The sequence below is a fragment of the Hydrogenophaga sp. UC242_50 genome (genome assembly GCF_042697355.1).
Classification (GTDB): domain Bacteria; phylum Pseudomonadota; class Gammaproteobacteria; order Burkholderiales; family Burkholderiaceae_C; genus Hydrogenophaga.
This window is the reverse complement of sequence record NZ_CP170553.1, coordinates 4,269,639-4,288,207: the sequence shown is the minus strand read 5'-3', so window position 1 is coordinate 4,288,207 and position 18,569 is coordinate 4,269,639. Positions and strand designations below refer to the sequence as shown.

At 69.6% G+C, this 18,569-nt stretch carries 15 protein-coding genes and 6 pseudogenes; 13 read left to right on the top strand and 8 right to left on the bottom strand.

Annotation, left to right across the window (positions count from 1 at the left end):
- Positions 1-83: 83 nt before the first annotated feature.
- Positions 84-1,480 (bottom strand): annotated as a pseudogene (dbpA, locus tag ACFJGX_RS21885) (ATP-dependent RNA helicase DbpA).
- A gap of 75 nt (positions 1,481-1,555) precedes the next feature.
- Between dbpA and ACFJGX_RS21880 the strand changes: the two are divergent.
- Positions 1,556-2,536 carry an NAD(P)H-binding protein gene (locus tag ACFJGX_RS21880; protein WP_382323849.1) on the top strand — a complete coding sequence of 327 codons (981 nt, stop codon included), beginning with the start codon at positions 1,556-1,558 and terminating at the stop codon, positions 2,534-2,536.
- A gap of 10 nt (positions 2,537-2,546) precedes the next feature.
- Here ACFJGX_RS21880 and ACFJGX_RS21875 read toward each other — a convergent pair whose 3' ends face one another.
- Positions 2,547-3,392 (bottom strand): ferritin-like domain-containing protein, encoded by an 846-nt coding sequence (locus ACFJGX_RS21875; protein ID WP_382327071.1) that lies wholly within the window; start codon positions 3,390-3,392, stop codon positions 2,547-2,549.
- Positions 3,393-3,433: 41 nt separating this feature from the next.
- Between ACFJGX_RS21875 and ACFJGX_RS21870 the strand changes: the two genes are divergently transcribed.
- Both ACFJGX_RS21870 and ACFJGX_RS21865 read left to right on the top strand, forming a co-directional pair.
- Positions 3,434-3,958, top strand: a complete 525-nt coding sequence (locus ACFJGX_RS21870) for a gamma carbonic anhydrase family protein (protein ID WP_382323850.1) — start codon at positions 3,434-3,436, stop codon at positions 3,956-3,958.
- 51 nt (positions 3,959-4,009) lie between these two features.
- On the top strand, positions 4,010-4,987 hold the full coding sequence (locus ACFJGX_RS21865) for an Hsp33 family molecular chaperone HslO (RefSeq protein WP_382159303.1): 978 nt from the start codon (positions 4,010-4,012) through the stop codon (positions 4,985-4,987).
- Positions 4,988-4,990: 3 nt separating this feature from the next.
- On the opposite strand, the gene ACFJGX_RS21860 is transcribed toward ACFJGX_RS21865, so the two are convergent.
- From ACFJGX_RS21860 to ACFJGX_RS21840, 5 genes are read right to left on the bottom strand one after another with little or no spacing between them, the layout of a single operon-like run.
- Positions 4,991-5,647 carry an AAA family ATPase gene (locus tag ACFJGX_RS21860; protein WP_382323851.1) on the bottom strand — a complete coding sequence of 219 codons (657 nt, stop codon included), beginning with the start codon at positions 5,645-5,647 and terminating at the stop codon, positions 4,991-4,993.
- Positions 5,648-5,650: 3 nt separating this feature from the next.
- A complete protein-coding gene (locus ACFJGX_RS21855; protein ID WP_382159299.1) occupies positions 5,651-5,935 on the bottom strand; it encodes a septum formation initiator family protein in 285 nt (94 codons plus the stop codon).
- Between the two features lie 11 nt (positions 5,936-5,946).
- On the bottom strand, positions 5,947-7,230 hold the full coding sequence (gene eno, locus ACFJGX_RS21850) for a phosphopyruvate hydratase (RefSeq protein ID WP_382327069.1): 1,284 nt from the start codon (positions 7,228-7,230) through the stop codon (positions 5,947-5,949).
- A 51-nt stretch (positions 7,231-7,281) separates the two neighbouring features.
- Positions 7,282-8,139 (bottom strand): 3-deoxy-8-phosphooctulonate synthase, encoded by an 858-nt coding sequence (gene kdsA, locus ACFJGX_RS21845; protein ID WP_382159295.1) that lies wholly within the window; start codon positions 8,137-8,139, stop codon positions 7,282-7,284.
- A 22-nt stretch (positions 8,140-8,161) separates the two neighbouring features.
- Entirely contained in the window at positions 8,162-9,835 is a 1,674-nt protein-coding gene (locus ACFJGX_RS21840; protein WP_382323853.1) for a CTP synthase, read from the bottom strand.
- 114 nt (positions 9,836-9,949) lie between these two features.
- Here ACFJGX_RS21840 and coaBC point away from each other — a divergent pair.
- A pseudogene (coaBC, locus tag ACFJGX_RS21835) lies at positions 9,950-11,165 on the top strand (bifunctional phosphopantothenoylcysteine decarboxylase/phosphopantothenate--cysteine ligase CoaBC).
- Between the two features lie 11 nt (positions 11,166-11,176).
- Positions 11,177-11,764, top strand: coding sequence for a nitroreductase (locus ACFJGX_RS21830; RefSeq protein WP_382327067.1), 588 nt, complete (start codon positions 11,177-11,179; stop codon positions 11,762-11,764).
- Positions 11,765-11,938: 174 nt separating this feature from the next.
- Here the strand turns inward: ACFJGX_RS21830 and ACFJGX_RS21825 are convergent.
- Positions 11,939-13,049 (bottom strand): annotated as a pseudogene (locus tag ACFJGX_RS21825) (substrate-binding domain-containing protein).
- A gap of 123 nt (positions 13,050-13,172) precedes the next feature.
- Here ACFJGX_RS21825 and ACFJGX_RS21820 point away from each other — a divergent pair.
- From ACFJGX_RS21820 to ACFJGX_RS21785, 8 genes and pseudogenes are all read left to right on the top strand, one after another.
- Positions 13,173-13,910 (top strand): ABC transporter permease, encoded by a 738-nt coding sequence (locus ACFJGX_RS21820; RefSeq protein WP_382323856.1) that lies wholly within the window; start codon positions 13,173-13,175, stop codon positions 13,908-13,910.
- A pseudogene (locus tag ACFJGX_RS21815) lies at positions 13,907-14,694 on the top strand (ATP-binding cassette domain-containing protein). Before ACFJGX_RS21820 ends, ACFJGX_RS21815 begins: the two are co-directional and overlap by 4 nt.
- 32 nt (positions 14,695-14,726) lie before the next feature.
- Entirely contained in the window at positions 14,727-15,509 is a 783-nt protein-coding gene (locus ACFJGX_RS21810; protein WP_382163670.1) for an extracellular solute-binding protein, read from the top strand.
- Positions 15,510-15,515: 6 nt separating this feature from the next.
- Positions 15,516-15,842, top strand: a pseudogene (locus ACFJGX_RS21805) (substrate-binding domain-containing protein); the annotation flags it as partial.
- Between the two features lie 49 nt (positions 15,843-15,891).
- Positions 15,892-16,323, top strand: a complete 432-nt coding sequence (locus tag ACFJGX_RS21800; protein WP_382327065.1) for a substrate-binding domain-containing protein — start codon at positions 15,892-15,894, stop codon at positions 16,321-16,323.
- Positions 16,304-17,353 carry an iron ABC transporter substrate-binding protein gene (locus ACFJGX_RS21795; RefSeq protein WP_382327063.1) on the top strand — a complete coding sequence of 350 codons (1,050 nt, stop codon included), beginning with the start codon at positions 16,304-16,306 and terminating at the stop codon, positions 17,351-17,353. The genes ACFJGX_RS21800 and ACFJGX_RS21795 overlap by 20 nt, the downstream gene beginning before the upstream one ends.
- Before the next feature lie 2 nt (positions 17,354-17,355).
- A complete protein-coding gene (locus ACFJGX_RS21790) occupies positions 17,356-18,354 on the top strand; it encodes a FecCD family ABC transporter permease (protein ID WP_382323859.1) in 999 nt (332 codons plus the stop codon).
- Positions 18,351-18,503 (top strand): annotated as a pseudogene (locus ACFJGX_RS21785) (ATP-binding cassette domain-containing protein); the annotation flags it as partial. The gene ACFJGX_RS21790 and the pseudogene ACFJGX_RS21785, both read left to right, overlap by 4 nt.
- Between the last annotated feature and the right edge of the window lie 66 nt (positions 18,504-18,569).

The following is an 18,569-nucleotide window of genomic DNA, read 5'->3' as shown; positions in this document are numbered from 1 at the left end:
GGGCGGGAGGCCGCAACGGAAGCGATCGTCCGCCCCATGCCGATCGCAGCACCGATCTTCTCTGCGCTCGGCCTGGCGCCATGTCAGTCCTCCAGCACGCGAACCTTCACGCTCTTGCCCTTGATGCGCCCGGCGTTGAGCCGGCTCGCGGCCTGCTGGGCGATGTCGCGGTCCACCGCCACGTAGGTGGACCACTCGTTCACGTTGATCTTGCCCACCTGCTCGCGGGTGTAGCCGAGGTCGGCGGTGAGCGCACCCAGCACGTCGCCGGGTCGGATCTTTTCCTTGCGGCCACCCTGGATGTGAAGCGTGACCATGGGCGGCACCAGCGGGTCCTTGCTGGCGGGCTGAAGTTCGCTCAGCGGGTGCCATGAAGATTCGCGGCCCTGCAGGTGTTCGATCTTGCCGACGCTGCCCATCTCGTCGAGGCTGGCGAGGTTCAGGGCCAGGCCGCTTTCACCGGCACGGCCGGTGCGGCCGATGCGGTGGATGTGCACTTCGGGGTCGGGCGTCACGTCCACGTTGATCACGGCGGCCAGGCTGGCGATGTCCAGCCCGCGCGCGGCCACGTCGGTGCGCCACCAGCACCGAGCAGCTGCGGTTGGCGAAGCGCACCAGCACCTGGTCGCGCTCGCGCTGCTCCAGCTCGCCGAACAGCGCCAGCGCGCTGATGCCCTGGGCCTGCAGCACGGCCACGAGGTCGCGGCATTGCGCCTTGGTGTTGCAGAAGGCCAGCGTGCTGGCCGGGCGGAAGTGGAAGAGCAGCTTGCTCACCGCGTCGAGCCGTTGCGTCTCGGTCACCTCGTACCAGCGCTGCTCGATCTGCGCGCCGGCGTGCTGGGCCTCCACCTTCACGGTGAGCGGCTCGCGCATGAACTGTGCGCTGAGCTTGGCGATGCCTTCGGGGTAGGTGGCGGAAAACAGCAGGGTCTGGCGCGCCTTGGGGCATTGTTTGGCGACGGTCACGATGTCGTCGAAGAAGCCCATGTCGAGCATTCGGTCGGCTTCGTCCAGCACCAGGGTGTTGAGCGCGTCCAGCTGCAGGCTGCCGCGCTCCAGGTGGTCCATGATGCGGCCGGGCGTGCCGACCACGATGTGCGCGCCGTGCTCCAGCGTGGCGAGCTGCCCGCGCAGCGGCACGCCGCCGCAGAGCGTGACGACCTTGATGTTGTCTTCGGCGCGCGCGAGGCGGCGGATTTCGGTGGTCACCTGGTCGGCCAGCTCGCGCGTGGGGCACAGCACCAGGGTCTGCACCGCGAAGCGGCGCGGGTTGAGGTTGCGCCAACAGGGTGAGGGCGAAGGCGGCGGTCTTGCCGCTGCCGGTCTTGGCCTGGGCGATGAGGTCCTTGCCGAGCAGGGCGGGCGGCAGGGCGGCGGCCTGGATGGGCGTCATGGCCGTGTAACCCAGCCGCTCCAGGTTGGCGAGCATGGCGGGGGAGAGCGGCAGGGCGCTGAAGGCGGTCGAGGGTGCGGAAGTCATCCCGAATTATCCGGGATCGCCCCGTAGAATCCGCCGCACCACCGGCCGCACCGGTGCCGGCAGGGAGTGAATCGCATGTTTCTGGAGCAAGGGCGCACCACCAGCGCCGATTTCCCGGCGGCGCCGGGCGCGCCACCGCGTGTCCTGGTGCTGGGGGCCAATGGCTTCATCGGCCGCCATGTGGTGCAGGCCTTGCTCGCCCAGGGCATGGCGGTGGTGGGGGTGCGCCGCGCGGCCCCTGCAACGGGCGCTGGCGAGTCCGGGGGCGTCACCTGGAAGCACCTGCAACTGCACACGCTGCGGGAGCCCGGCGCCTGGCGCGAGCACCTGCAAGGCATGGACGTCGTCATCAACTGCGTGGGCATCCTGCGCCAGCGGGTGGGCGAGCGCTACGAGGAGGTGCACCACCTCATGCCCAAGGAGCTGGCCGCCGCGTGCGCGGCCTCGGGCGTGCGCCTGATCCACACCTCCGCGCTGGGTCTGCACGAAGGGGCGAAGAGCCGCTTCCTGTCGAGCAAGCTCAAAGGCGAGCAGGCCATCCAGGCCAGCGGCGCGGACCACTGCATCGTGCGCCCTTCGCTGATCGACGGCTTGGGCGGCTTTGGCGCCAGCTGGCTGCGCATGCTGGCGAGCTGGCCGGTGCATTTCGTGCCGCGCGGCGCCACTGGCCGCATCGCCGCGCTGCAGGCGACCGACCTGGGCGAGGCCTATGCCGTGTTGGCGCGCCTGCCCACGCTGGCCCAGCAGCGCGAGGCCAACCTGGGCGGTGAACGCCTGTTCGCCTACCGGCATTACCTGCAGGTGTTGCGCGGCGTGGAGCATGCCGAGCAACCGGTGAAACCGGCGCTGCAGGTCCTGCTGCCGGACTGGGTGAGCCGCATGGGGGCCCACCTGTGCGATGTGTTCCGCTTCAGCCCGTTCAGCTATCGCCACTGGATCCTGCTGCAGCGCGACAACATGCCGGTGCCCAATGCGCTGCCGCAGCTGCTGGGCCGCGCGCCTGCGCCGGTGACGCACCGGCGCACCGCCCTGCGGGACGACTTCCGCCTCTCTTGATTGACGCCTGTCAGGGGCCGAGCAGCGCGTCCAGCTCGGGCCGGCTGAACCCGGCCGCCAGCCGCGCCGCGTCGTTGAAGGGCGGCTTCAGGCGCGGCGCCGAATGCTCGCGCGCCAGGCGGCGGTAGTGGCCCAGGGGCTCGATGCCCTGTTGCGCGCACAGCCAGCCGTACCAGCGGTTGCCCACCGCCACGTGGCCGATCTCGTCGCGCAGGATCACGTCCAGGATCTCCACCGCGCGCAGCGCGGCCGGTGTGCCCACCTTGCGCAGGCGCGCCTGCATGGGCGGCGTGGCGTCCAGGCCCCGGGCTTCCAGGGTGCGGGGCACCAGCGCCATGCGGGCGGTCACGTCGCCCTGGGTCCGCACGCACATCTCCCACAGGCTGCCATGCGCCGCGAATTCACCGTAGTGGTGACCTAGGCTCTGCAGGTGGGTCTGCAGCAGGCTGAAATGGATGGCCTCTTCGTGCGCCACGCGCAGCCAGTCGGTGTAGAAATCGGGTGGCATGCCGGGGAAGCGCCACACCGCGTCGAGCGCGAGGTTGATCGCGTTGAACTCGATGTGGGTCACGGCGTGCAGCAGCATCGCCAGGCCCGGTGGCGTGAAGGGCGAGCGCTGGGGCACGTCCACGGGGGGCAGCAGCACGGGCTGCTCAGGGCGGCCGGGCAGGGAGGCACCCAGGGCTGGTGTGAGGTGCTCGGTGATGTCCAGCACGGTCTGGCCGGCCTGCCAGGCCTCGAACAGCGCATGGGTGGCTGCCACCTTGAGGCCGGGGTCGGTGAGGCACAGGGCGTTCAGGGCCTGCGCGCGCAGGGAGACCGGGGACGGTGGCGACAGGGGCGCGGGGGCTTGCATCCCTACAATTCTAGGTTTCAGGAACGACGGAGACTTCCCCCATGGCGATTTACGAACTCGATGGTGTCGCACCCCGCATGGCCGACTCGGCCTGGGTGGCCGACAGCGCGCAGGTGATGGGCAACGTGGTGCTGGGCGAAAACAGCAGCGTGTGGTTCGGGGCGGTGCTGCGGGGCGACACCGAGACCATCACGCTCGGCGAGGGCAGCAACATCCAGGACGGCAGCGTGATGCACGCCGACGTGGGTTTCCCGCTGAGCGTGGGCAAGCACGTGACCGTGGGCCACCAGGTGATGCTGCACGGCTGCACCATCGGCGACGAATCGCTCATCGGCATTGGTGCCACGGTGCTCAACGGCGCGAAGATCGGCAGAAACTGCCTGGTGGGCGCGGGTTCGCTGGTCACCGAGGGCAAGGAATTCCCCGATGGCAGCATGATCATCGGCAGCCCGGCGAAGGTGGTGAAGTCGCTCACGCCCGAGCAGATCGAGGGCCTGCGCCGCAGCGCCGGGCATTACATCGAGAACGCCGCGCGCTACCGCCAGGGCTTGAAAAAGATCGCCTGACCCCGACCTGTTCCCCTTCGATTTTTTTTGATTTGACCCTGAAAGCCCCGCGTGTCCGAACTCCACAAATTCGTCTTTGAAGGCCTGCCGGTGCGCGGCATGCTCGTGCGCCTGACCGACGCATGGCAGGAAATCCTGCAGCGCCACCGAGACGCCGGGGGCTACCCCGCGGCGGTCACCGAGCTGCTGGGCGAGATGACGGCGGCGGCCACGCTGATGCAGGCCAACATCAAGTTCAACGGCGCGCTGATCATGCAGATCATGGGCGACGGGCCGGTGAAGCTGGCCGTGGCCGAGGTGCAGCCCGACCTGAGCCTGCGCGCCACCGCCACCGTGGTGGGCGAGGTGGCGGCCGATGCGCCGCTGTCGCACATGGTCAACGTCACCAACCAGGGCCGCTGCGCCATCACGCTCGACCCCAAGGACCGCCTGCCGGGCCAGCAGCCCTACCAGGGCGTGGTGCCGCTGTTCGGCGACCGGCGCGAGAAGCTCGAAAAGCTCAGCGAGGTGATCGAGCACTACATGCTGCAGAGCGAGCAGCTCGACACGCGCCTGGTGCTCGCGGCCGACGACAAGATGGCCGCCGGCCTGCTGATCCAGCGCTTGCCGCTGCAGGGGGTGGACAACCTCGCGGGTCAGTCGGGCGCGCGCGACGAGGACCAGATCGGCGTGAACGAGGACTACAACCGCATCGCGATCCTGGCTTCCAGCCTCAAGCGCGAGGAGCTGCTGAGCCTGGACGCCGACACCATCCTGCGCCGCCTGTTCTGGGAAGAGGACGTGCGCCGCTTCGAACCGCTCACCGGCGAGCAGGGCCCGCGTTTTGCCTGCACCTGCTCGCGCGAGCGCGTGGGCAGCATGCTGCGCAGCCTGGGGCGCGACGAGGTGGAATCCATCCTCGCCGAGCAGGGCCAGGTGGAGGTGGGTTGCGAGTTCTGCGGCGCCCAGTACCGCTTCGATCCGGTGGACGCCGCTCAAGTCTTCCTGCAACCGGCCCAGCAAGCGCCGGCCAGCGACCAGAAGCATTGACCCTCAGGGGCGTGACAGCAGGCCGGTGAACAGCCGGTGCTCGCAGCCGGGGTCGCTGCAGTTGTCGCATGACCAGGGCCGCAGGCCGTTGGCGAGGGCGGGGTCTTCCTTCACCAGCGGCCGGCCCAGCGCCGTGCCCACGGCGCGCAGGGCTTGTTGCAGGCGCGCGTCGCCTTGCCCGTACACCGTCTGGAAGGCGATGCCCGCGCCCTGCAACTCGTGGCGCAGCAGGCTGTCGGTGGCGTCGCGCACGGCCGGGCTGTCGCGGAACAGGCCGTCGGGCGTCCAGGGCAGGTCCAGGCCCATGAGCAGGGTGAGGTCGCAGGTCCGCTGTGCGGCGAGCGAGGGCGCGAGCAGGGTGTCGTCCTGGAAGTAGAGCGCGCTGTAGGCCGCGACCATCAGGGCCGTGGTGTCGGCGATCACCAGGTCCACACCGGGTGCGTGCTTCGCGCGGTCGATGAGCCGCGTCTGCTCGTCCGCGATGGCGGCCTGCTCGTGGGCGTGGGGGGCACGGCCACGCGCCTCGCACCAGGCGCGCAGGTGCTCGGGCACGCGGACCGCGCGCAGACCGTGGATGTCGTTGAGGTGGCGTTCGAGCGCCTGGGCCAGCGTGGACTTGCCGCTGGATTCGCCGCCGAGCAGCGCGACGCAGACCGCCATCGATCAGCGCTTGTTCTGCGCGATCTGCACGAAGATTTCGTTGGGCTTGACCATGCCCAATTCTTGGCGGGCGAGTTCCTCGACCATGTCCAGGCCCTGCTGCAGGTCGCGCACTTCGCTGAGCAACTGGTCGTTGCGCAACTGGGCCTCGCGGTTGGTCTGCTCCTGCGTCGCCAGGTGCTGCTTCATGCTCGCCACCTGGGTCACGCTGCCCCGCCCGAACCAGAGCTGCGCGTGCACGATGAAGAGCAGCGCGATCAGCAGGGCGGGGATGAAGCGGCGGGCCATGAAGCCGAAGCTTACTTCAGGTTGTAGAAGGCGTCGCGGCCGGGGTACACGGCCACATCACCCAGGTCTTCCTCGATGCGCAGCAGCTGGTTGTACTTGGCCATGCGGTCCGAGCGCGAGAGCGAACCGGTCTTGATCTGACCGGCGTTGGTGCCCACGGCGATGTCGGCGATGGTGCTGTCCTCGGTCTCGCCCGAGCGGTGGCTGATCACGGCGGTGTAGCCGGCGCGCTTGGCCATCTCGATGGCGGCGAAGGTCTCGGTCAGCGTGCCGATCTGGTTGATCTTGATCAGGATCGAGTTGGCGATGTCCTTCTCGATGCCTTCCTTGAGGATCTTGGTGTTGGTGACGAACAGGTCGTCGCCCACCAGCTGCACCTTGGCGCCCAGGCGTTCGGTGAGCACCTTCCAGCCGTCCCAGTCGCCTTCGGCCATGCCGTCTTCGATGCTGATGATGGGGTACTTGTCGACCCAGGTGGCCAGCATGTTGGTCCAGTCCTCGGCGCTGAGCACCAGGCCTTCGGCCTCCAGGTGGTATTGGCCGTCCTTGTAGAACTCGCTCGCGGCGCAGTCCAGGCCCAGGGCGATCTGCTCGCCGGCGGTGTAGCCGGCGTTGCCGATGGCCTCCAGGATCATCTGGATCGCGGCTTCGTGGTTGCGCCCGTTGGGGGCAAAGCCGCCTTCGTCGCCCACGGCGATGCTCATGCCCTTGTCGTGGATGATCTTCTTGAGCGCGTGGAACACCTCGGCACCCCAGCGGACAGCCTCGCGGAAGCTCGGCGCGCCCACGGGAATGATCATCAGTTCCTGCAGGTCCAGGTTGTTGTTGGCGTGCGCGCCGCCGTTGACCACGTTCATCATGGGCACGGGCATCTGCACCGCGCTCATGCCGCCGAAATAGCGGTACAGCGGCAGGCCGGCCTCTTCGGCGGCGGCGCGGGCCACGGCCATCGAGACGGCCAGCATGGCGTTGGCGCCCAGGCGGCCCTTGTTGTCGGTGCCGTCGAGGTCGATCAGGGTCTTGTCCAGGAAGGCCTGCTCGGAGGCGTCCAGGCCCAGCACGGCTTCGCTGATCTCGGTGTTGATGTTCTCCACCGCCTTGAGCACGCCCTTGCCGAGGTAGCGGCTCTTGTCACCGTCGCGCAGCTCGATGGCTTCGCGGCTGCCGGTGGAGGCGCCCGAGGGCACGGCCGCGCGGCCCATCACGCCGCTTTCCAGCAGCACGTCGCATTCGACGGTGGGGTTGCCGCGGCTGTCCAGGATTTCGCGGCCAACGATGTCAACGATTGCACTCATGGATTCACTACCTTTGGGTCAGAGACAGAAAGAAGAAGAAAGAAGGGGAAATCAGGTGTTGAAACGGTCTTCGAGGAAACCGTTCTTCTTGGTCACGGTGTCGAGCGCGAGCAGGGTTTCCAGCAGCGCCTTCATGTGCTTGAGCGGCACGGCGTTGGGCCCGTCGCTCAGGGCCTTGGCCGGGTCGGGGTGGGTTTCCATGAACAGGCCGGCCACGCCCACGGCGACCGCCGCGCGCGCCAGCACCGGCACCATCTCGCGCTGGCCGCCGCTGCTGGTGCCTTGCCCGCCGGGCAACTGCACGCTGTGCGTGGCGTCGAACACCACCGGCGCACCGGTCTCGCGCATGATGGCCAGGCCGCGCATGTCGGAGACGAGGTTGTTGTAGCCGAAGCTCGCGCCACGCTCGCAGGCCATGAAGCTGTCTTCGTTGAGGCCGGCTTCCTTCGCGGCCGCGCGCGCCTTGTCGATCACGTTCTTCATGTCGTGCGGCGCGAGGAACTGGCCCTTCTTGATGTTCACCGGCTTGCCGCTCTGCGCCACCGCGCGGATGAAATCGGTCTGGCGGCACAGAAAGGCCGGGGTCTGCAGCACGTCGCAGACCTTGGCCGCATCGGCGATGTCGTCCTCGCTGTGCACATCGGTGAGCACCGGCACGCCGAGCTCGCGCTTGACCTTGGCCAGGATCTCCAGGCCCTTGTCGCGGCCCGGGCCGCGGTAGCTGGTGCCGCTGCTGCGGTTGGCCTTGTCGAAGCTGCTCTTGAAGATGAAGGGCACGCCCAGGCTGGCCGTGATCTCCTTGAGCTGGCCCGCCACGTCCATCTGCAACTGCTCGGACTCGATCACGCAGGGCCCGGCGATCAGGAAGAAGGGCCGGTCCAGGCCGATGTCGAAGTCGCAGAGTTTCATGGGGTGCCTCTCCGTGGGGTGCTCAGGCCGCGACCGGGGTTTGGGTGCTCGTCTGGCCCTGGTGGACCAGCGCCGCCTTCACGTAGGCGTTGAACAGCGGGTGGCCGTCCCACGGGGTGGACTTGAACTCGGGGTGGAACTGCACGCCCACGTACCAGGGGTGCACCTTCTGCGGCAGCTCGACCATTTCGGTGAGCTGCTCGCGCTGGGTCAGCGCCGCGATCACCAGGCCGGCCGCGCGCAGCTGGTCCAGGTAGTTCACGTTGGCTTCGTAGCGGTGGCGGTGGCGCTCGGTGACCACCGGGCCGTAGATCTGGTGGGCCAGGGTGTCGGGGGCCACGTCGGAGCTTTGCGAGCCCAGGCGCATGGTGCCGCCCAGGTCGGAGCTGGCGCTGCGCTGCTGGATGCTGCCGTCGGCGTCCTTCCACTCGGTGATCAGGGCGATCACGGGGTGCGGCGTGTCGGGTTCGAACTCGGTGCTGTTGGCGTTCTTGAGGCCGGCGACGTGGCGCGCGTACTCGATGGTGGCGACCTGCATGCCCAGGCAGATGCCGAGGTAGGGTACCTTCTGCTCGCGCGCATAGCGGGCCGCGCAGATCTTGCCTTCGATGCCGCGCTTGCCGAAGCCGCCGGGCACCAGGATGGCGTCGAACGCGCCCAGCGTCTTGGCGACGTTGGCCGGCGAGATGGTTTCCGAATCGATGTAGTCGATCTGCACCTTGGCGTGGTTCTTCATGCCGGCGTGGCGCAGCGCCTCGTTGAGCGACTTGTAGCTGTCCGACAGGTCGACGTACTTGCCGACCATGGCGATCTTCACGATGTGTTTCGGGTGCTCGACCTCGTGCACCAGGTCGTCCCAGCGCTGGAGCTTGGCCGGGGGCGTGTTGATGCGCAGCTTGTCGCAGATCAGGCCGTCCAGGCCCTGCTCGTGCAGCATGCGCGGCACCTTGTAGATGGTGTCCACGTCCCACATGGAGATCACGCCCCATTCGGGCACGTTGGAGAACAGCGAGATCTTGGCGCGCTCGTCGTCGGGAATGCGGCGGTCGGCGCGGCAGAGCAGCGCATCGGCCTGGATGCCGATGGCGCGCAGCTCCTTGGCGGTGTGCTGCGTGGGCTTGGTCTTGAGCTCACCGGCGGCGGCGATCCAGGGCACGTAGCTCAGGTGCACGAAGGCCGAGTTGTTCGGGCCCAGGCGCAGGCTCATCTGGCGCACGGCCTCCAGGAAGGGCAGGGACTCAATGTCGCCCACGGTGCCACCGATCTCGACGATGGCCACGTCCACCGCGTCGGGCGTGCCGATGCCCGCGCCGCGCTGGATGAACTCCTGGATTTCGTTGGTGACGTGCGGGATCACCTGCACCGTCTTGCCGAGGTAGTCGCCCCGGCGTTCCTTCTCCAGCACCGACTGGTAGATCTTGCCGGTGGTGAAGTTGTTGGTCTTCTTCATGCGCGTTTCGATGAAACGCTCATAGTGGCCCAGGTCCAGGTCGGTCTCGGCGCCGTCGTCGGTGACGAAGACCTCGCCGTGCTGGAAGGGGGACATGGTGCCCGGATCCACGTTGATGTACGGGTCGAGCTTGATGAGGGTGACTTTGAGGCCGCGGGACTCGAGGAGAGCGGCCAGTGATGCGGAGGCAATGCCCTTGCCCAGGGAGGACACCACACCGCCGGTGACGAACACAAATTTGGTCATGTCTCGGGCGAGCCGGTTGCTCGCAGGAGGTGGAAATGGCGATTATAAAGGCCGCCTCTTCCCGGGCTATCCATGGGGTCTGTCGGGGTAGACCCGAACTGCTACATTGCGCGCATGAACGACCTCGCCGGAAAACACATCGTGCTGGGCCTCTCCGGGGGCATCGCCTGTTACAAAGCCGCCGAACTCTGCCGGGCGCTGGTCAAGGAGGGCGCGACGGTGCAGGTCGTCATGACCGAGGCGGCCGAACAGTTCACCACCGCGGTGACCATGCAGGCGCTGTCGGGCCGGCCGGTGTTCACCTCGCAGTGGGACGCGCGCCCGGGCAACAACATGGCCCACATCAACCTCAGCCGCGAGGCCGACGCCATCATGGTGGCGCCCGCGAGCGCGGACTTCATCGGCCAAGCTGGTGCATGGCCGGGCCGACGACCTGCTCAGCCTGATGTGCCTGGCGCGGCCGATCGATGGGGTGCCGCTGATCCTGGCGCCGGCCATGAACCGCGAGATGTGGGCCCACCCGGCGACCCAGCGCAACGTCAAGCAGCTGCGCGCCGACGGCGCCACCGTGCTGGACGTGGGCGCGGGCGAGCAGGCCTGCGGTGAAACGGGCGATGGCCGCATGCTGGAGCCTGACGAGCTGCTCTACGACCTCACCCGCTTCTTCCAGCCCAAGCCGCTGGCCGGCCAGCACGTGCTGGTGAGCGCCGGCCCGACTTTTGAAGCCATCGACCCGGTGCGGGGCCTGACCAACCTCTCCAGCGGCAAGATGGGGTTCGCCATCGCGCGCGCCGCCCACGAGGCGGGCGCCCAGGTCACGCTGGTGGCCGGCCCGGTGGGGCTGCCCACGCCGCGCGGCGTGGGGCGGGTGAACGTGAAGTCGGCGCTGAACATGCAGAAAAGCCTGGACCTGCTGGTGCCCGGCGCCACGGTCTTCGTCTCCGCGGCGGCCGTGGCCGACTGGCGCCCCGCGACATCGGCGGAACACAAGATCAAGAAGGACGGCTCGGGCGAGGTGCCCACGCTGTCGTTCGTCGAGAACCCGGACATCCTGGCCGCCATCGCGGCCTCGCCACGCGCGAAGAGCGGCGAGCTCTATTGCGTGGGCTTCGCCGCCGAAAGCCACGACCTGGAAGAGCACGCCCAGGCCAAGCGCAAGCGCAAGGGCGTGCCGCTGCTGGTGGGCAACATCGGCCCGGCCACCTTCGGCCAGGACGACAACGCGCTGCTGCTGGTGGACGAGCGCGGCATGAAAGAACTGCCCCGCGCGCCCAAATTGGTGCTGGCGCGCCAACTGGTGGCCGAGATCGCGCGCCGCCTGTCGTCCTAGGCTGGGTGGCCATGCGATCGATGGATGCGTCGGCGGGCGATGCGTTGCTGGCGGGCTTGCTGGGCCGCTTCTCGGTGGGCGCCAAGCACCTGGTAGAGCCCGCCCCTTCCCTGGAAGCGCTGCACCGCATGACCGAGGCCGCTCTGCGCGCGCCTGATCACGCCGGTCTGGTGCCGTTCCGCTTCGCGGCGGTGCGGGGCGACGCGCGCGAGCGCCTGGCCGACCTGTTCGAGCAGGCCGCTGTTCTGGCCGGGAAAAACCCGGCAGAGGCGTCGCTGGACCGTGGCCGTGCGCTGAATGCCCCGCTGCTGGTGGCGGTGATCGCGCGCATCGACCCTGCGCACCCGGTGCGCACGCCGCACGAACAGTGGATGACCGTGGGGGGCGCGCTCACCAACTTCCTCAACGCCGCGCACGCGCTGGGCTACGGCGGCAAGATGCTCTCGGGTGCCAAGGTGCGCGCCGCACCGGTGGTGGCCGCGTTCTGCGAGCCGGGGGAGCAGCTGGTGGGCTGGGTGGTGCTGGGCACGCCGCGCAAGGCGGGTTCGCCCAAGTTCAGCAAGCCCGATGCGGCCGAGGTGATGCGGGACTGGCCGTAGCCGGCGAAAAGCGATCCGGCGCCGGGCCGCCCCAAGCCGGATCAGCCTCCTCGGGGGCAGCGACCCGCGCAGCGGTGGAGCGTGGGGGCTACGATCCTGCGCCGGGCCGCCCCAAGCCGGATCAGCCCCCTCGGGGGGCAGCGACCCGCGCAGCGGCGGAGCGTGGGGGCACTTTCAATCCCACCAGGGCAGCAGGCGCTTCATCGCCGCGACCTCACCGCAGTGGTCGGTGGCATAACCGGGCAGGGCGTTCAGCCGCTCCTGCCAGGCCCGGCTGCGCAGGCTTTTCAGCAGGCGCTGCATGGCCGGCTGCTCCAGCGCGCTCTTGAGGCACACCAGCAGGTAGCGCTCCTCGGTCAGGGGCACGAAGTCCAGGCCGCGGGAGCGCGCGGCGTACTCGGTGCCCAGGCCCACGTCCGCGCTGCCGCTGCGCCACCGCCTGGGCCACGGCCGCGTGCGAGCTTTCCACGTTGTGGTAGCCCACGATGTCCATGGGCAGCAACGTGGCCTGGGCCAGGAGCTCGTCGAGCAGCAGGCGCGTGCCGGTGCCGATGGCGCGGTTCACGAAGCGCGCCTGCAGGCGCGAGACGTCGGCAATGTCGCGCAGGCGCAGCGGGTTGTCCGGCGCCACCATCAGGCCCTGTGAGCGGCGCGCGAAACCGATGATCTTGTGCAGGCCGGGCTTGAGCAGGGGCCGGTAGGCGCGCGCGCTCAGGCTGCCAGCGGCGGCGAAGGGCTGGGTGTGGAAGCCCGCGAGCTCGCAGCGCCCTTCGTTGAGCGCGCGGATCGCGTCCACGCTGCCGCAGAAGCGGATGTCCAGGTGCAGGGGCGGCGCGGCGTTGCCCGCGTGATGCTGCAGCTCGGTGAGCGCGTGGTCGTGGCTGGCGTAGAGCGTGAGCACGTCGGCCGCACTGGCGTGCTGGCCTTCGTCGAAGGCCATGGCGAAGGCGCGCTCCAGCTCGGCGCGCAGGCTCTCCATCTGCGGGCCCAGGCGCGCCTGGGCGAGCCGCTCGGCCATCAGCAGGCGTTCGCCAAAAGGCGTGAGGCGCGCGGCCTGCCCGCGTTCCCAGAAGATCAGCGCCTGCCCCAGGCCGGCTTCCCAGTCTTTCAGCTGGCCCCACACGTGGCGGTACGACAGGCCCAGCTCGCGCGCCGCGCCCGAGATCGAGCCGCTGCTGCGCACGGCGTGCAGCACGTCCATCATGGGATTGCGCAACTGCACGGGATGGGACGAGCGCTCCGGCGTCGGTGACGTCAGTGTGTAGGAGAGCTCGATTTTTCGCATGGACGCCGAGTTTGCACCAAACCACGGGCGGGTCCGGCGAGCGGGCGCCCTATGCATTGAATTTCATACCGCGTCATTACGTACTCTCGATTCAGGAGCACACCCGTAAGCTCGATCGAACATATGAACACATTTTCAGACAGCCTGGCCACGGCGCTGCGGCTGATTCTTTCGGGCGACCCGGGCCTGTGGGCGGTGGTCATGCGCTCCCTGGCGGTCAGTGCCACGGCCTGCCTGCTGGCCTGCGGCCTGGGCCTGGTGCTGGGCGCCTGGCTCGCGGCCGCGCGCTTCCCCGGCCGGGGCGCGGTGCTCACCGTGCTCAACACCTTCCTGGCCATCCCCTCGGTGGTGGTCGGCCTGGTCATCTACCTGCTGCTCTCGCGTTCGGGGCCGCTGGGTTTCCTGGGCTGGCTGTTCAGCTTCCAGGCCATGGTGCTGGCGCAGACGGTGCTGGTGTTGCCGCTGGTGACCGCGCTCACGCGCCAGGTGGTGGAAGACGCCGACCGCAGCCATGGCGAGCAGCTCGCCTCGCTGGGCGCCGGTGCCGCTTTCCGAAGCCTGCTGCTGGCCTGGGACGAGCGCTACGCGCTGCTCACCGTGCTGCTGACCGCCTTCGGCCGTGCCGTGTCCGAGGTGGGCGCGGTGATGATCGTGGGCGGCAACATCGAAGGTTTCACGCGCGTCATGACCACGGCCATCGCGCTCGAGACCAGCAAGGGCGACCTGCCGCTTGCGCTGGGACTGGGCGTGGTGCTGCTGCTGGTGGTGCTCCTGCTCAACGCCCTCGTGTCGCTGCTGAGCCGCTGGCGCGAGCGCGCCGACGGTGCGGCCAGCGCCGCGCCGCCGCTGGTGGCGGCATGAGCGGCTTGCCCGTGACCGCGCGCCGCGCCGTGGCGCCTGCCCCCTGTTTCGAGCTGCGCGGCGTGCAGGTGCACCTGGGCCCGGCCGCGCGCCTGCAGGCCTTGACGGACGTGTTCCTGCGCATCGAAGAGGGCGAGCGCGTGGCGCTGGTCGGCGCCAACGGCAGCGGCAAGAGCACGCTGCTGCGCACCCTGCACGGGCTGCAGCGCCCCAGCGCGGGCGAGTTGCACACGCCCGCGCACCAGCGCGCTGCGCAGTGCTGTTCCAGCGGCCGCACATGCTGCGCATGAGCGCGCGGCGCAACATCCAGCTCGGTCTGTGGCTGCAGGGCGTGCCCGCGCGCCAGACGCGCGCGCTGGCCCTGCAGGCGCTGGAGCGCGTGGAGATGGGCCACCTGGCCGAGCGCAACGGGCGCGCACTCTCCGGCGGCCAGCAGCAGCGCCTGGCGCTCGCGCGGGCCTGGGCGTTGCGCCCGGCCGTGTGGCTGCTCGACGAGCCCACCGCCAGCCTGGACCCGCACGCCAAGCGCGAGGTGGAGGCGCTGATCGCCGAGTTCACCACCGCCGGCCAGCGCGACGTGGCCGGCCAACCCACGGGCAAACCCACCACGCTGGTCTTCAGCAGCCACAACCTCGGCCAGGTCAAGCGCCTGGCCAGCCGCGTCGTGTATCTGGAAAAGGGCCGCCTGCTGGCGGACCTGCCCGTGACCGATTTTTTCAACCACGATCTCCTGCGGTCCCTGTGCCCGCAGGCCCATTTGTTTGTCCAAGGAGAAAGCCTGTGAAAACCACCTTCCGCCACCTCACCCTCACCGCCGTGCTGGGCACCGCCGGCCTGCTGGCCAGCGCCGGTGCGCTCGCCCAGAGCATCGTGGTGGCCTCCACCACCTCCACCGAGCAGTCGGGCCTGTTCTCCTTCCTGCTGCCGGAGTTCAAGAAGGCCAGCGGCATCGACGTGAAGGTGGTCGCGCTCGGCACCGGGCAGGCGATCGACATGGCGCGCCGGGGCGATGCCGACGTGCTGTTCGTGCACGACAAGGTGGCCGAAGAGAAGTTCGTCGCCGACGGCTTCTCGGCCAAGCGCCAGGAGGTCATGTACAACGACTTCGTGCTGATCGGCCCCAAGGCCGACCCCGCGAAGACCAAGGGCGACGACATCGTGGCCGCGCTGAAGAAGATCGCCAGCACCAACACCGAGTTCATCTCGCGCGGCGACAAGAGTGGTACGCACGCGGCCGAGCTGCGCTTCTGGAAGATGACCGACACCGACGCCAACAAGGGCAGCGGCTACAAGGAATGCGGCTGCGGCATGGGCCCGGCGCTCAACATCGGCGCCAGCAGCGGGGGCTATGTGCTGTCCGACCGCGGCACCTGGCTCAACTTCAAGAACCGCGCCGACCTCGCGGTGCTGGTGGAGGGCGACAAGCGCCTGTTCAACCAGTACGGCGTGATGCTGGTGAGCGCGGCCAAGCACCCGCAGGTGAAGACGGCCGAAGGCCAGAAGTTCGTGGACTGGGTCACCGGCCCGGCCGGTCAGGCGGCCATCGCCAGCTACAAGATCGGCGGCGAGCAGCTCTTTTTCCCCAACGCGGCGAAGTGAAGCGTGATGCACCGCGCCAGCCTGACGGCCGTTGCCCTGGCCACGCTGATCGGTTGTGCCTCGCCTGAGGTTGCGCCGATGAAAGAACCCCTTCAGGTCTACGCCGCCGGCAGCCTGCGCGAGGTGCTCACCGAGATCGCGCGCGATCACGAGATGCGCACCGGGCAGAAGATTGCGTTGACGTTCGGCGCCTCCGGCTTGCTGCGCGAACGCATCGAGAAAGGCGAGGGCGCGATGGTGTTCGCCTCGGCGGATACCCAGCATCCCCAACGCCTGGCCGCCGCGGGAGGCTGGGCGCCGCACACCGTGTTCGTTCGCAACAGCCTGTGCGCACTGACGCAGGCGAACGTGAACGCCACGCCGCAGACCTTGCTGCGCCACCATGCTCAACCCGGCGGTGAAGCTGGGCACGTCCACGCCCAAGGCCGATCCGTCGGGCGACTATGCGTGGGAGTTGTTCCGCAAGGCCGACCAGGTGCGCGCTGGCGCCTACGCGGCGCTCGACGCCAAGGCCCTCAAGCTCACCGGCGGCCCGGATTCGCCCAAGCCGCCTGCCGGCCAGGGCACGTACGCCTGGGTGATGGACCAGAGCCAGGCCGATGTGTTCCTGACGTACTGCACCAACGCCGTGGCGTCGCAGAAGGAAGTCCCGCGCCTGAAGGTGGTGCCAGTGCCGGTGGAATTGCAGGTGGGGGCGTCGTATGGTCTCACGGTGCGGCAAGGGGCTCCCGCGCAGGCCGAGGCCTTCGCCAAGGCCCTGTTGGCGCCGCCCGCGCAAGCCACGTTCGCGCGTTATGGCTTTGGAAAACCCTGAACATGCCCACCCGCGCCGGCGCGATCTGCTGATCGCAGCCGGCCTGGGCGCCTGCCTGCCGGCGGGGGCACAGGCCACGCGCAGCGTGGTCGACGGCGCCAACCGGCGCGTCAACGTGCCGGCGCGGGTGCAGCGCATCTTCCCGGCCGGTCCGCCGGCGGCCATCTGGCTCTACACGCTCGCGCCCGATGCGCTCATCGGCTGGCCGCGCGCCAACCGCGGCCCCGAGCTCGAGTTCCTGCTGCCCGGCATCGGCAACCGGCCCGAGGTGGGGCGGCTCACCGGGCGCGGCAACACCACCAACCTTGAACAGCTGCTGGCGAGCAAGCCCGACCTGATCGTGGACGCCGGCTCCACGCGCCAGACCTTCGTCGAACTCGCCGACCGCATGCAGGCGCAGACCGGCATTCCCTACGCGCTGCTCGACGGCCGGCTGGAGGCCACGGCGCAGGGCTACACCCTGCTGGGCGAACTCACCGGGCGCACCGAGCGCGCGGCGCGGCTGGCCCGCTACACCGCCGATACCTTGCGCACGGTGCGCGAGCGCGTGGCGCGCGCGACCGCACCACCCCGCGTGTACTACGCGCGCGGCCCCGAGGGGCTGGAGACCGGCCTGGGTGGATCCATCAACGTCGAGATGTTCGAGGCCATGGGCATCCGCCACGTGGCCGCCGGCCTGCAAGGGGGCCTGGCCACGGTGTCGATCGAACAGGTGCTGGCCTGGGACCCCGAGGTGATCGTCACCATCGACCAGAGCTTCGCGCAGACCGTGCACAACAACCCGCTGTGGCGCGGCGTGAGCGCGGTGAAGAACGGGCGCGTGCACCTCTCGCCCAAGCTGCCCTTCGGCTGGATCGACTTCCCACCCAGCGTGAACCGGCTGCCGGGCCTGTGGTGGCTGGGCAGCAAGGTGTTTCCCGCGCTGTTCCCCGAAGACCTGGGCGCGATCACGCGCGAGTTCTACCAGCTGTTCTACCAGGTCGAGTTGACGCCAGTGCGGGTGCAGCGCGTGCTCGCCGGCCGGGACTGAACATGAAAGGCGGCGGCCTCTGGGCGGGGGCGGTGCTGCTCGCGGGCCTGCTGCTCGCGCTCACGCAGGGCCGCATCGATATCCCGCTCGGCGACCTCGTGCAATGGGCGGCCGCCCTGCTGCAAGGCGCGCCCGCGCCCAACGACCAGGTGCAGACCATCGTGCTGCAGGTGCGCGGGCCGCGCGCGCTCGCCGCCCTCGCGGTGGGCGCGGCGCTGGCGGTGGCGGGCGCGGCCTTCCAGGGCCTGTTCCGCAACCCGCTGGTCTCGCCCGACATCCTGGGCGCCTCGGCCGGCGCGGCGCTCGGCGCGGTGCTGGGCATCTTCTTCTCGTTCGGCGTGTTCGGCATCCAGATGGCCGCGTTCGTGGGTGGCCTGCTCGCGGTGACGCTGGTGTACGGCGTGGGCTCCACCGTGCGGCACGGCGACCCGGTGCTGGTGCTGCTGCTCGCGGGCATCGTCATCGGCTCGCTGCTGGGCGCGGGCATCGGCCTGGTCAAGGTGCTGGCCGACCCCTACAACCAGCTGCCCGCCATGACCTTCTGGCTGCTCGGCAGCCTGGCCGGCGCGCACGCCAACGACTTGCCTTCGCTGATCGGGCCGGTGGCGCTGGGCACGGTGTTGCTGTTGCTGCTGCGCTGGCGCATGGACGTGATGTCGCTGCCCGAGGAGGAGGCGCGTTCGCTGGGCGCGCGCACCACCGGCCTGCGCCTGCTCATCGTCGCCGCCGCCACGCTGGTCACGGCCGCGAGTGTGGCGGCCGCCGGCATCGTGGGTTGGGTCGGGCTGGTCGTGCCGCACCTGGCGCGCTTTCTGGTCGGGCCTTCGTTCGTGCGCCTGCTGCCCACCTCGGCCGTGCTCGGCGGCGGCCTGCTGCTGCTCATCGACACGCTGGCCCGCACCCTGGCACCGGTGGAGATCCCGCTGGGCATCCTCACCGCGCTGATCGGTTCGCCGTTCTTCATCGTGCTGCTGCGGCGCGCCTCCCGGGGCTGGACATGACGGAGGCCCTGCTGCACGCCGACGGCCTGAGCGTGGGCTACCCGGGCCGCGTGGTGGGCGCGGGCCTGTCGCTGGAGCTGCGCGGCGGCGAGGTGCTCGCGCTGCTCGGCCCCAACGGCTGCGGCAAGACCACGCTGCTCAAGACCGTGCTCGGCCTGCTGCCCGCGCTGGCGGGCTCGGTGCGGCTGCAGGGCCGCGCGCTCGCGGCCTGGCCC